This window comes from Pedobacter kyonggii (genome assembly GCF_004310665.1).
GTDB classification, from domain to species: Bacteria; Bacteroidota; Bacteroidia; order Sphingobacteriales; family Sphingobacteriaceae; genus Pedobacter; species Pedobacter kyonggii.
This window is the reverse complement of sequence record NZ_SIXF01000007.1, coordinates 55296-68234: the sequence shown is the minus strand read 5'-3', so window position 1 is coordinate 68234 and position 12939 is coordinate 55296. Positions and strand designations below refer to the sequence as shown.

General features: G+C 38.2%; 11 protein-coding genes and 1 riboswitch. Of the genes, 5 read left to right on the top strand and 6 right to left on the bottom strand.

Going from position 1 to position 12939, the window contains the following annotated elements; genetic code table 11:
- Positions 1 to 9: 9 nt before the first annotated feature.
- From EYS08_RS09705 to EYS08_RS09695, 3 genes are all read right to left on the bottom strand, one after another.
- On the bottom strand, positions 10 to 633 hold the full coding sequence (locus tag EYS08_RS09705; protein ID WP_131029846.1) for a histidine phosphatase family protein: 624 nt from the start codon (positions 631 to 633) through the stop codon (positions 10 to 12).
- Between the two features lie 126 nt (positions 634 to 759).
- On the bottom strand, positions 760 to 1953 hold the full coding sequence (mqnE, locus tag EYS08_RS09700; protein WP_131029845.1) for an aminofutalosine synthase MqnE: 1194 nt from the start codon (positions 1951 to 1953) through the stop codon (positions 760 to 762).
- A gap of 419 nt (positions 1954 to 2372) precedes the next feature.
- The gene (locus tag EYS08_RS09695) at positions 2373 to 2867 is read right to left on the bottom strand and encodes a hypothetical protein (protein ID WP_244215913.1); all 495 of its coding nucleotides are present in this window, start codon (positions 2865 to 2867) and stop codon (positions 2373 to 2375) included.
- Positions 2868 to 2989: 122 nt separating this feature from the next.
- Between EYS08_RS09695 and EYS08_RS09690 the strand changes: the two genes are divergently transcribed.
- The gene (locus EYS08_RS09690) at positions 2990 to 4105 is read left to right on the top strand and encodes a trans-sulfuration enzyme family protein (protein ID WP_131029844.1); all 1116 of its coding nucleotides are present in this window, start codon (positions 2990 to 2992) and stop codon (positions 4103 to 4105) included.
- A gap of 551 nt (positions 4106 to 4656) precedes the next feature.
- On the opposite strand, the gene EYS08_RS09685 is transcribed toward EYS08_RS09690, so the two are convergent.
- Entirely contained in the window at positions 4657 to 5670 is a 1014-nt protein-coding gene (locus EYS08_RS09685) for a hypothetical protein (protein WP_131029843.1), read from the bottom strand.
- Positions 5671 to 5881: 211 nt separating this feature from the next.
- A riboswitch (SAM riboswitch) is annotated at positions 5882 to 5992 on the top strand.
- A 262-nt stretch (positions 5993 to 6254) separates the two neighbouring features.
- Between EYS08_RS09685 and EYS08_RS09680 the strand changes: the two genes are divergently transcribed.
- From EYS08_RS09680 to EYS08_RS09670, 3 genes are all read left to right on the top strand, one after another.
- Positions 6255 to 7586 carry an O-acetylhomoserine aminocarboxypropyltransferase/cysteine synthase family protein gene (locus EYS08_RS09680; RefSeq protein ID WP_131029842.1) on the top strand — a complete coding sequence of 444 codons (1332 nt, stop codon included), beginning with the start codon at positions 6255 to 6257 and terminating at the stop codon, positions 7584 to 7586.
- A 38-nt stretch (positions 7587 to 7624) separates the two neighbouring features.
- Entirely contained in the window at positions 7625 to 8722 is a 1098-nt protein-coding gene (locus tag EYS08_RS09675; protein ID WP_131029841.1) for a homoserine O-acetyltransferase family protein, read from the top strand.
- A gap of 141 nt (positions 8723 to 8863) precedes the next feature.
- Positions 8864 to 10108 carry a homoserine dehydrogenase gene (locus EYS08_RS09670; RefSeq protein ID WP_131029840.1) on the top strand — a complete coding sequence of 415 codons (1245 nt, stop codon included), beginning with the start codon at positions 8864 to 8866 and terminating at the stop codon, positions 10106 to 10108.
- Positions 10109 to 10186: 78 nt separating this feature from the next.
- Here the strand turns inward: EYS08_RS09670 and EYS08_RS09665 are convergent, their stop codons facing one another.
- Positions 10187 to 10636, bottom strand: a complete 450-nt coding sequence (locus EYS08_RS09665; protein WP_131029839.1) for a hypothetical protein — start codon at positions 10634 to 10636, stop codon at positions 10187 to 10189.
- Positions 10637 to 10676: 40 nt separating this feature from the next.
- Positions 10677 to 11447, bottom strand: a complete 771-nt coding sequence (locus tag EYS08_RS09660; protein WP_131029838.1) for a queuosine precursor transporter — start codon at positions 11445 to 11447, stop codon at positions 10677 to 10679.
- Positions 11448 to 11644: 197 nt separating this feature from the next.
- Here EYS08_RS09660 and EYS08_RS09655 point away from each other — a divergent pair, with 197 nt between their 5' ends.
- Positions 11645 to 12871, top strand: a complete 1227-nt coding sequence (locus tag EYS08_RS09655; RefSeq protein WP_131029837.1) for a multidrug effflux MFS transporter — start codon at positions 11645 to 11647, stop codon at positions 12869 to 12871.
- Positions 12872 to 12939: the final 68 nt, after the last annotated feature.

Below are 12939 nucleotides of genomic sequence, written 5' to 3'. Positions count from 1 at the left end.
ATATTGGGATTATCCAATTACTAAACCGTCTAAATGAACGGCACTATTAAATTCAAGAACAGTAAATTTTCCATCTTCGAATCCCATTTTATAAAGCACCGTATTTTGATGAGGAAACTCGGTCATTTCGCTCAGCGGTTTGCCCAACAATAAACACAAGAAAACGCGCATTGCTCTACCATGCATGCAAAGTAAAACTGTTTTTTCTTCAGGTTTGCTCATCAAAACTTCCATCGGTTGTTTTAAGCGTTCGTAAACATCCTGAACGCTCTCGCCACCCTCGAAATGTGCTGTGTAATCACCATCCTGCCAGCTTTGCAGCATATCACGGAAAGCATCACGTGCATCTTCTGTATTCGGTTTCCCTTCCCAAACGCCCCAGGCCAATTCATCTAAACCCGAAAGCTTTTCCCAGGGTAATCCCGAATCAATAAACTTCTGAACAGTTTGCCAGGTACGTTTTAAATCCGAAGTGTAAATCTTATCAAAAGGGACATTTTTATAGGTTTGGTAAAACGCTTCTGCCTGCACCCTGCCTAAATCATTTAAGTCAGAATTTATACCTCTGCCCTGTACTATGCCTTGTCTGTTAAGTTCCGTTTCGCCGTGGCGTATGATGTATATTTCCTTCATCAATAATGATTGAATTTTGAATGATTGAGTTATTGGTTGTTTAATTATTGAATGATTGCGTTTTGAATGATCGAATACTGAGTTGCCTATCACATTCACTCAATCTCTCATTCTTTCATTCAATTATTAATTCACTACCGGTAGCTTATAATATTGAGGTTTCTTTTCTTCTTCGAAAACTACATGTTCGAAATCGGTAACCACATTATATAAAGTATCGCGCTCTATTGCTTTTCTCCCCACTTGTTTAATCAGATTCACCAGCTCTTTGGTGCTCATTGCAGGCGTTTGCTCTTCTGCACCGGCCATTGAGTATATTTTAGTAGTATCATCTAAAGTACCGTCAATATCATCAACACCATAATTTAAGGATAACTGAGCTGTTTCGCGGCTGATCATTGCCCAATAAGCTTTTATATGATCGAAGTTGTCCATGTAAATACGGGCGATGGCGTAATTCCTTAAGTCTTCAATCACTGAAGTTTCAGGCACATTACTCATCTGATTATGTTGATTTCTGAATTTTAGCGGAATAAAAGTCTGGAAACCACCTGTGCGATCCTGCAATTCACGTAATTTCTCCATATGATCTACCCGGTGCCAATATTTTTCGATATGACCATAAAGCATGGTGGCATTACTGCGCATACCGAGTTTGTGCCATTCCTCGTGTATATCTAACCATTGCTGACCAGTACATTTATCTTTAGCAATCTGTTCTCTGATTTCAGGGTGAAAAATCTCTGCCCCTCCACCCGGTATTGATTCTAGTCCGGCCTCTTTCATCAAACGCATACCTGTTGCATAATCGATTTTGGCTTTCTTAAAGATATAGTGGTACTCCACAGGGGTTAATGCTTTCACATGTAAATCGGGGCGGTGCTGTTTAATAGCCGAAAATAAAGCAGAATAAAAGGCAACATCATATTGAGGCAGTACCCCACCTACAATATGTACCTCCGTTACAGGTTCACCATCATATTTTTTAACGATATCGAGCATTTGCTCCATCGTTAAGGCCCAGCCTTCTTCTTTTTGTTTGATTAAACGGGAGTACGAGCAAAATTTGCAGTCATAAACGCAAAGATTGGTAGGTTCTAAATGGAAGTTCCGGTTAAAATAAGTTTTATCACCGTGTTTTTGTTCGCGGATAAAATTTGCCAGAACACCTAGGTAACCCAGTTCTGCATATTCGTACAAGTGAACGCCTTCCTCAAAGGTAATCCGTTCTCCGTGAAGGACTTTGTGCGCTATGTTTTGTAATTCAGTTGATAAATTGGTATCAGCTAATATTTTTTCAACTTGCTCAGTTGTATTCATTCCTGATTTATTTTGTACAAAAATACAATAATGAGGCGATTTGAAAATCATTTTCTTGTAACAAACATCGATTTTTAGCTATAGGCTCCTTTAATCAAACCACAGATCAGGACAGATAAACACAGATTTTGATTGGGTATCCAGTTAAAAACTCACTTAAGCATAATAATATCAGCCACGGAAACACGGAAGGCACGGAAAAACACCTTATAAATAGGTATTTCTGTTGCTAAACAAGGTAATTTACATCTGAATGATCTGTGTTAAAACCAAATAACAGTTTTAGGTGCTGTCCATAGAAATAAACGCTAAACCTCCGTGTAAATCTGTGCTTCCCTGGCAAATATCTCCAATAACAAAAAAGCACCTCTTTTCAGAAGTGCTTTATATGTTTTTCACAGGTTGATACTTTTATCTAACTATCTTGCTGCAGGTACAAATGTTAAAACGATGTTAGCAGTTTTGCCACCAAATTCGATAGGTGATTTCAAGATCATTTGTGTACTAGAAAGCTCAGTTAATACTAAACGGTAACCTTCTGTTACATTTTTAGCTTTATCGCCTTCAAATATTTTCTTAAACTGGAAAGTTTGATCTTTAGGTGCTGCCGACCAGAAGATAGTCTGCATTACCGAACCACAAGTACTTGATGCTGGTAAAGTGTAAGAACCATTACCGCTATTGGTTAAGTTCCATGTACTTCCCTGGAAACATTTGTAAGATTTCTCTCCAAATAAGCCTTGAACAGCGCCATCAGGTAATCCTTCTAAAGCTACATTACTCACTACCCATTCGCGAACAACTGTACCTCTGCTACCTGTTACACCTGCAGTTACTCTTTTTGCAGTATTACAACTTTGTAACATTACTAAAGTAGAACATGCTATTGCGATAGCTATAAATAATCTTTTCATTTTTGTTTAATTTAATTTCGTCAAACTTGTTACATAAATCTTGCCAAAACCATTACGAACCTTAAATTAGCGCCAAATTATTAAATTGCATCCCGATATTATTTCGATCAAAATCAATTATCATGAAACCCGAAACCCTTGCTATTCACGCTTCTAATCTTGTAAAAAGCATTACTGGCGATGTTACTCTACCTATTAATCTATCAACAACTTTTTTTCGCGACGAAGATGGAGGTTATCCCGGTGGGCACATGTATAGCAGGGTAAGCAATCCAAACCGGTCTGCTTTAGAAAACACTGTAGCCAAATTAGAATATGGCGAAGATGCTGCTGCTTTTTCTTCGGGCAATACCTGTGGTATGGTTTTGTTCCAGGCCTTGAAACCTGGTAGCCACATTATTGCGCCTGATGATATGTATTGGGGTATAAAAAAACAATTACTGACTATCTTTAATGATAGTTTGGAATTTGATTTTGTTGATCAGACCGATTTAAAGCTGATCCAATCGAGCATCAAACCAAACACCAAATTGATCTGGATCGAAACCCCATCTAACCCATTATTAAAGATTACCGATATCGAAGAAATTGCCAAAATAGCTAAAGCTAAAAACATTACAATGGCCTGCGACAGTACCTTTGCTTCGCCTATTTTACAAAACCCGATTTTACTGGGTGCTGATATTGTAATGCATAGCAGTACCAAATACCTGGGTGGTCATAGTGATGTACTTGGCGGGATTCTGGTAACAGCAAAAAAAGATGTGTTATGGGAGAAAATTAAAAACATTCAGCAAACGGGTGGTGCGGTTCCTTCTCCCTTTGATTGTTTTTTGTTAACCAGAAGCATTAAAACACTGGCTTACCGCATGAAAGGCCACTGTGAAAATGGAAAAATTATCGCTGACTATTTAAACCAACATCCAAATGTTGAAGCTGTTTTTTATCCTGGCTTGGAAAGTCACCCACAGCACGAAATTGCAAAGAAACAAATGAAAGATTTTGGTGGGATGATGTCGTTTTTGGTTAAAGGAGGTGTTGAAGCGGCCCACAAAGTGGTAAATAAAGTTCAGTTATTTGCGCAGGCGACCAGTTTAGGTGGTGTAGAAAGTTTAATTGAGCACCGTTATTCGATTGAGGGCCCTGATAGTAAAACGCCAAAAAATTTACTTCGTATTTCTGTAGGCTTAGAGCATGTAGACGATATTATCGCCGATTTAGCGCAGGCGCTGGGTTAAAAAGAATTGTCATTGCGAGAAGGCTTTTTCAGCCGACGAAACCTGAATGCAGGAGCTACCATAAGACACATCTATCCGGTCTTGGTTTTTAGGCATTTTTGCTAGCTCTCGTTAACAAACCAATGGCCTTACCGAAGAACGCCGTCAATCCCAAGGGCCGGACGAATCAAAAAAACAGTTGTAGATTAGCCCAAATAGCACTTCCAAACCTAAAACGCAGTGGTTTTGTGGTCATAATCATTCATCCAAATTTTCTTAGAATTTTGACCACAAAACGAAGTGCCGCTGTTTTTTTGATTGCGGGGGATTGTGCCAAAGCCCCCTTGCTGGATTGGCATAGCGCTTTGGGTACTTTGGCGCTCCAAAGTACCATGCCCACGCGGCATAGAGCGGAAAAAGCAATCTTTATGTGTAAATATTAGTTTTTCAGAATAAGATCATTAATAGCAGGAAAGATGCTGAAATAAATTCAGCATGACGATCGCTACTAGCCTGCGCTTTAAGATTGCTTCGTCGTTCCTCCTCGCAATGACGAATATTTGTTTTGAAATCTATTTAGGATTACAAATCGTAGTCAACTTCAACGAATAATTTGCCTCCAGAGGCTCATTAGTCTGCGCTAAACGTTGCGAACCTGTATTGGCTGGGCAGGCAATGTCACCAGCAGCATCGTATATTAATTTTGTACCACCGGCCAATAATTCTTTTGGCACGTAAACCTGTACCTTGGTGATCGAATAACCAGAAGGAAAATAACGCACATAATAACCATCAGGGTGTTTGGTCCAGATACCACTTGGCACATCGCTTCTTGGTGGCGCCATACCCGCTATAATAGCATATTTCTCCATGTCGGCATAAGTATAATTTCCAGACGAAACTAGTTGACGGATATTATTTTCTGCTTCAAAAACAGCCCTCACTCCTGATGGTAACTGGTCTTTAGCCTTTTCCATTACATCGAAAGGCAAAACACCTAAAGCACCACCTTCTAATTGTGTAAGTTGTTTTGGTGTTAACAATTTAATGGCAGTTACTTTAACCTGTCCATTAAAATCAGCAAATTTTGTTCTGGCAATGATTGTCCAGAGTAATGCCTGAATATCGTGTTGGTCTACATCAGGATGCTTTTCTGCACTTTTGAGTATAGAAACCACAATTTCTTCTTTAGGGCCTAAAACCGGCGCGAACATATAACCATCACCCTTTGATGGGGCAAAAGTTCCGGCTTTTAGACAATAACTTTTATTGGTCATTTCGTAAAGCCCCTCGCAAAGCACAAAACCACCATCTGGATTTTTAGGCAGTAAGTACAAGGGCTGGGCTTTTAAATTTAATGAATTAATAAAATCAGGCAGCTTTTCGCCTTCTCTATTTACGTCTTCAAAATTAGTGGTAATGGCAGCAGGTTGTTTTAAAAACTTGTCTACACCTAAAGCTTTAGCGCCCTGGGCAGTGCCCACTTTTAATAATTTATCTTTTAAGCCTCCGAACTGAGCGCTTACATTATTTAAACAAGCGATAGTAAACAACAGGCCTAAACATAGGGATTTTGTATTTTTCATCATAATTAATTTAGATAGGTACCACAAACTTAGAATTTTAAGCGTTAATTCAGTATTAAAATTTCAGATTGTCATCGCATCATAAAAATACGCAATTCATTTTCAATGAGTTAATGTAAATTCAAAATTTTATTTTGTGGATTAAAATTAAATTCAGACATTTGGAATATTATTTGGCAGATAGCTAAATAAAAGTCAATCTTCACGGATTGATTTATAAAGAAGTGGCGAGAGACTGGCTCGATGACCCACTGGCAACCCTCAGAAAGAGAAGGTGCCAATTCCTGACCGGATAACATGGTGTTATTTGGAGATATAAATTAGAACTGATGAAAACATTAAATCTTCAATCGCTAAGCGAGCCCAGTGCAAACCTTAAAAAGGTAGAACAAGCTTCTATTTCTTTTATTTGTTGCGATATGCGTGCGTTTACTTGTATGTGCTGTTGCATACAGTAATTTAAAAATCTTCCTTTTTTGTTTCTTTCAAATTGGAAGGTCCCGGGAAACCGGGATACGCCCTGCTAGGTTTTAGGATTATCCTAATTTCTGCTATCTAATCACATCAACTAAAAAATAGAAATTATGTCAACATCATATAAATTTGAAACTTTACAACTGCACGCTGGCCAGGAAATAGATCCAACAACAGGTTCAAGGGCTGTTCCCATTTACCAAACCACTTCTTATGGATTTAAAAATGCCGAACATGGGGCTAATTTATTTGCATTAAAAGAGTTTGGCAACATTTACACCAGGATTATGAATCCCACTAACGATGTTTTCGAAAAACGTATTGCAGCTTTAGAAGGTGGTGTAGCTGCTTTGGCTGTCGCATCGGGGCAAGCCGCTCAATTTATAGCGCTAAATAACATATTGGAGGCTGGTGATAGCATCGTTTCTTCATCTCACATTTACGGCGGAACCTATAATCAATTCAAAGTAGCTTTTAAGCGCTTGGGTATTCATGTCGATTTTGCAAATCCAGATGTACCTGAAGAATTTGAAAGCAAAATAACCGATAAAACAAAAGCAATATTTTTGGAAACCATTGGCAACCCGGCATTTAGTGTGCCTGATTTCGAAAAAATTGCCGCAATTGCAAAAAAATATGATCTACCATTAGTGGTCGACAATACTTTTGGTGCAGGAGGTTATTTGTTTAAACCATTGGAACATGGCGCCAACATTGTTGTAGAATCTGCAACGAAATGGATCGGCGGGCATGGAACAAGTATTGGCGGGGTTATCGTTGACGGTGGAAATTACAACTGGGGCAATGGTAAGTTTCCTCAATTCTCTGAGCCTTCAGAAGGTTATCATGGTTTGGTTTTCAGCGACGTTTTTGGTATTGGCGGACCATTTGGTAACATCCAGTTTATCATCCGTGCCCGTGTAGAAGGGCTAAGAGATCTGGGACCTGCCCTATCGCCTTTCAATTCTTTTCTTTTATTACAAGGATTAGAAACTTTATCACTCCGCGTTCAACGCCATGTAGATAATGCATTAGAATTAGCAACCTGGTTAGAAAACCACCCATTAGTTAAAGAAGTTCAGTACCCTGGTTTAGCTAGCAGCAAGTATAACAACCTGGCTAAAAAATATTTAAGCAATGGTTTTGGCGCAGTTTTATCTTTCGAATTAGCTGGAAGCAAAGAAAATGCAAAACAGGTAATTGATAACTTAAAACTGGTATCGCACCTGGCAAATGTGGGTGATGCAAAAACACTGATCATTCAGCCTTCTGCCACAACACACCAGCAATTAAGCGAAACAGAACAATTAGCAGCTGGTGTAAAACCGAACGCGCTAAGGGTTTCTGTAGGCATTGAGCATATTGATGATATTAAAGCCGATTTCGAACAAGCATTTGCAACCATTAATGCTGCAGTTCCAGCAGAGAATTTACAGGCCTAAACCAACCCCTTAGGGGCTTTTAACAACAACATTACAAAATGTATAACAGTAAAAACGACAATGTAAAATCCACTTCGGGGAATTTTGCGTCAACATATAGTTATAATAAACAGTTCAAATTAGAGAACGGAAAAAAAATCCGTAACCTGCAAGTTGCTTATCAAACTTATGGCAAATTAAATGCAAATAAAGATAATGTGATTTGGGTTTGCCATGCACTTACCGCCAATGCTGATGTTTTTGAATGGTGGGAAGGTTTGTTCGGTGAAAATGCCTTGTTCAATCCGGAAGAGCATTATATCGTTTGCGCTAATGTTTTAGGCTCACATTACGGCAGCACAAATCCATTAAGTACTAACCCCATAACAGGCTTACCTTATTACCTTTCTTTTCCGCAGTTTACTATCCGCGATTTAGTATCGGCACACCAGTTATTGGCTTCGCATTTAGGTATTGATTATATTAAATTATTAATCGGAGGTTCTTTAGGCGGGCAACAAGCTGTTGAGTGGAGCATTTCGGAGCCGAATAAAATTGAAAACCTGATCTTGATTGCCACTAATGCAGCGCATTCTCCATGGGGAATTGCTTTTAACGAAAGTCAGCGTTTGGCCATTACTACCGATAGAACTTTTTATGCCAACCAGCCCAACGGTGGCAGCAAAGGTTTAAAAACAGCCCGTAGCATTGCACTTTTAAGTTATAGAACCTACAGTGCTTACGGCAGTACACAGGTAGAAAGCGTAAACGATAAAACCGACAATTTCAGATCCTCTTCCTATCAGAATTATCAAGGAGAAAAACTGATTAACCGTTTTAATGCCTACAGTTATTATTATTTAACCAAAGCAATGGACAGTCACAATGTGGGCCGTAACCGCAAAAGCATTGCCGATGCACTAAAATTAATTACGGCAAATACTTTGGTAATCGGGATAGAAAATGACGTTTTGTTTCCTTTATCGGAGCAAAAATACCTGGCCGATCATATCCTAGGAGCAGAATTTAGTGCCTTGCACTCAGATTATGGTCACGATGGATTTTTAATCGAAACTGATGCTTTAACTAATGTAATTGGAAACTTCATCAAAGAAAGCCGGAATAAAAAAATTATCAAATTACAGCACACTGCTTAAGGTGAAAGACCAAAGCTAAAAGACTAAAGAATTAAAGTAAAAAAACAGACATAGACGAGTATATCAGAATCTGTGGCTAGAAACAACAAAAACAGGTAATATCGGTGTAATCCATCTATCTGTGTAATCACAAAAATAACAATGAGTAAGAATTTAAAAATCGGTTTATTTGGTTTCGGTGTTGTAGGACAAGGCTTATTGGATATTATCCAAAGCCAGAACCTGAACCTGGAGATCATTAAAATTGCAATAAAAGACCCAAGAAAGAAGCGTACCCTTAATAAAGATCTGTTTACTACTGATCGCAACGAAATACTGAACAATACAGAGATCAATACAATTGTAGAATTAATTAATGATGCCGATGCTGCTTACGAAATTGTAACTACTGCATTAAAAAACGGTAAAAATGTAGTTTCTGCCAATAAAAAAATGATCGCAACGCATTTAAAAGAGCTGGTAGATTTACAACAAGAACATGGTACTTCTTTATTGTACGAAGGAGCCGTTTGTGGCAGTATTCCAATTATCCGTAACCTGGAAGAATATTACGACAATGAATTATTCCATGCTTTGAGTGGAATTTTTAATGGCTCATCTAATTACATCTTATCTAAAATATTTAACGAGAACCAAAGTTACGATGCTGCACTAAAAGAAGCACAGGAATTAGGTTTCGCAGAAACTGACCCGATTTTGGATGTGGGAGGTTACGATCCGAAATATAAACTGGCTATTGCCACAGCACACGCATATGGTTTATTTGTAAATCCAGATGCCATTTTAAACATTGGCATACAGAACCTTTCTAACCACGACATTAAATATGCACGTGAGAAAAATTTTAAAATCAAATTGGTTCCTACGGCACGTAAAGTGAATACAAAAGATATCGTAACTTATGTACTACCGAAGCTGGTAGCTAAGGATGATTTCCTTTACAACGTAGAAAACGAGTACAATGCAGTTGCAGTTCAGGCGGCTTTTGCTGATAAACAGTTTTTCTATGGTAAAGGTGCTGGAGGCCACCCTACGGGTGCTGCTGTACTTTCTGACATTGCTGCCCTGCGTTACGATTACCGTTACGAGTACAAAAAATACCACTCAGAAAATGGCGTAAAACATACCGAAGAAATTTTATTGGAGATTTACCTACGTTATGCGGATGAAGATCTGATTACACTGTTGGAATTTGACAATATCAGCGAACGTTATGCTGCAAGCAGTTATAAATATGTGGTTGGAACAGTTAAACTAGAAAGTTTAATTAAGAACCGCGACTTGCTTTTGGATGAATCTGTTTTTGTGGCTTACACAGGCAGACAGATATACAAACAAGAGCAATTGAGTGAAAATGTATTTGCCCAGGAATTGGCAAGCCTATAATTTATTTTTAAGGTTAATTTTTTTATTTGTTTTGTTGTTAAGCACAAAGGCCGGAGCGAGTCCGGCCTTTTGCGTTAATTACTTTACCTTAATGTATTTTTCGATAATCACCCGGTCTACCCCTGCTTTTTCTACCTTCTCAATGCCTTTCTGAATCAAAGTATCTTTATGGATAGCGAGTTTAAACTTAAAAGTTTTACCTTCCCAATCTTTGTTTTTATAGTATTCTAAATGCTCGGTATAATCATCTTTATCCAGTACAAAACTTCCTCCACCAGCATCAAAACTGCTGGTATCTTTAGGATTAAGGCTATGTTTTAAAAATGCAAAATGTGTATTATTAAACATCTTGATCATTTTCAGCTCGCCAGAATAATCTGTTGTTTGGCTAGTTCCATTTTCGATGGTTGTAGCCGATAATAATTGCCAGGTACCTTGAATATCAAGGTCTGAACCTTTTTTGCTTGCATCTTTGTTAACACAAGAAAATAATGAAAGCACTGCCAGTAGCATTAAAATGTTTCTCATAAACTGGATGTATTAATTTGGTTATTACTTGTTTTAAATTTTATCCTCTTCCTGCCATTTTGATCAGCTTATGTGCGAGGTCTTTCCCTAAGTAACCATCAATTATAGCGTGTACGATATATAAAATCGGGGTCATTAAAATGGCCACAACAAATTTATAGGTATACCCTACTAAACCAATGGCAAAAACCTGTTGCCAGCTGTAATGGTATTGGGGATTTATATAAAATGCGATAAAAATGACCACAAAACTATCAATAAATTGAGAGACCAAAGTAGAACCTGTAGCGCGTAACCAAAGTGCCCGCTCCCCTGTTAATTTTTTGATCTTATGGAATATCAATACATCAACCATTTGCCCGATAATAAAGGCCGTAATCGATCCTACAATGATCCACATCCCTTGCCCGAATATCCCCGCAAATGCATTATTCATATTGAGGTCTTCCCCATTTATATTTTGATGCACCCAAAAATCGGCGGCATTTAAATGCATCGATCCCCAAACAACAAAAAAGGCAAATGCAATTAATATGGCGGTAAGGATAGACAAGAATCTAACTTGTTTAACACCAAAATATTCATTTATAATATCCGTCATGATGAAAATAATCGGCCAGGTTAATACTCCTGCCGACATTACAAACGACAGATTTGGAACTCCGAATAAGTTTATATCGAACTTTTTAAAGCCTAGCGTTTCTTCAACACTGAACAATTTAACTCCAATAAACTCTGATAATATAGCGTTTGCTACAAAAAAGCTACCCAGAATGAGTAGTAAACGGCTTTCTTTTGTCTTAAAAGTCATAGACTATAAATCTATAAATAAATAGCAGATTTAGCATAGCAATCATCACATTTTTAACACAGATAACACAAAGATTACGCAGCCACTCGCTTTAATCGTTCAATAATAAAATATGATTTTTACAATCGTTCGACGGTAAAAATAGGTTAACAAATTAAATCTCCCAATCTTTGCGCCATCAAAATGTGGTAATCTTCATGGCTAAAAAACGACACTTCTATCTCATACTCATTTTAGGTTCATTGGCAGCGCTTGGCCCTTTCTCTATCGACATGTACCTGCCTGGTTTTGTTGATATTGCAAAGGATTTAAGAAGTAATGAATCAACGGTAGCCCTATCACTATCAAGCTTTTTTATCGGGATTTCTGCCGGTCAGTTACTATATGGTCCACTGTTAGATAAATTTGGGAGAAAGAAACCGTTATATTTTGGTTTAGCGCTTTATATCCTAGCCTCTTTTCTTTGTTTGGCTGTAACTGATGTTAACCAACTAATTGTTTTACGTTTTGTGCAGGCCATTGGAAGTTGTGCCACTGCTGTAGCCTCTGTTGCCATGGTACGGGATCTGTTTTCGGTAGAAGAAAGCCCGAAAGTATTTGCTTCCTTAATGCTGGTGATCGCGGTTTCGCCTATGCTTGCCCCAACCGCGGGTGGCTACTTAATTTCGGCCCTGGGTTGGAAATATGTGTTTGTATTTTTAGGATTGATGGCCGTTTTAATGCTCCTGGCTACAATTTTCAAGCTACCGGAGAGTTATAAACCCGATCCGAATTACTCTTTAAAACCAAAGCCAATTTTAACCAATTTCTTTACCGTTTTAAAAGAGCCTCAATTTTATACCTACGCACTGATTAGTTCAATTACCTTTTCAGGTTTATTTGCCTATGTATCTTCGTCGCCACAGGTATTCATGAAGATTTATGAGGTAAGTAAAACAGGCTACGGCTGGATTTTCGCACTGCTTTCTGTATCATTTATTGGATCGAGTCAAATAAATAGCTTGATACTAAAATGGTTTACCAGCAAAAACATTGTAACCTATGCACTTATTGCACAATGTATTTTCAGTTTAATCTTTTTGGTTTTCGCCTTAAATAACTGGTTAAATTTATATTCTACCATAGGCTTTATCGCCTTATTTTTGGCCTGTTTAGGTTTAATTAACCCAAATGCAGCTGCCTTGTCACTTGCCCCATTTACCAAAAATGCGGGTAGTGCATCGGCCTTAATGGGTGCCTTACAAATGGGATTAGGCGCGCTGGCCTCGGTAATGGTAAGTTTATTTAGCGAACACTCGGTTGTACCTATGCCTTTGGTAATGACAGCAGCTGCGTTTATTGCATTATGCTGTTTGTTAATCGGCAGGAGGTTTATTACTACTGAAGTGGAAGCATCGACTGATGCTGCTGTTGTAGCGCACTAATATTTTACCACAAAGACACTAAGAACACAAAGACATAATCTCAATGCCCTCAGTGTGTTTGTGGCTAA

Bases quoted from the DNA above. Each gene is read 5' to 3' on its own strand.
- EYS08_RS09660 (WP_131029838.1), bottom strand. From the start codon at position 11,447: ATGACTTTTAAGACAAAAGAAAGCCGTTTACTACTCATTCTGGGTAGC.
- EYS08_RS09690 (WP_131029844.1), top strand. From the start codon at position 2,990: ATGAAACCCGAAACCCTTGCTATTCACGCTTCTAATCTTGTAAAAAGC.
- EYS08_RS09705 (WP_131029846.1), bottom strand. From the start codon at position 633: ATGAAGGAAATATACATCATACGCCACGGCGAAACGGAACTTAACAGA.
- mqnE (WP_131029845.1), bottom strand. From the start codon at position 1,953: ATGAATACAACTGAGCAAGTTGAAAAAATATTAGCTGATACCAATTTA.
- EYS08_RS09655 (WP_131029837.1), top strand. From the start codon at position 11,645: ATGGCTAAAAAACGACACTTCTATCTCATACTCATTTTAGGTTCATTG.
- EYS08_RS09665 (WP_131029839.1), bottom strand. From the start codon at position 10,636: ATGAGAAACATTTTAATGCTACTGGCAGTGCTTTCATTATTTTCTTGT.
- EYS08_RS09685 (WP_131029843.1), bottom strand. From the start codon at position 5,670: ATGAAAAATACAAAATCCCTATGTTTAGGCCTGTTGTTTACTATCGCT.
- EYS08_RS09670 (WP_131029840.1), top strand. From the start codon at position 8,864: ATGAGTAAGAATTTAAAAATCGGTTTATTTGGTTTCGGTGTTGTAGGA.
- EYS08_RS09695 (WP_244215913.1), bottom strand. From the start codon at position 2,867: ATGAAAAGATTATTTATAGCTATCGCAATAGCATGTTCTACTTTAGTA.
- EYS08_RS09675 (WP_131029841.1), top strand. From the start codon at position 7,625: ATGTATAACAGTAAAAACGACAATGTAAAATCCACTTCGGGGAATTTT.
- EYS08_RS09680 (WP_131029842.1), top strand. From the start codon at position 6,255: ATGTCAACATCATATAAATTTGAAACTTTACAACTGCACGCTGGCCAG.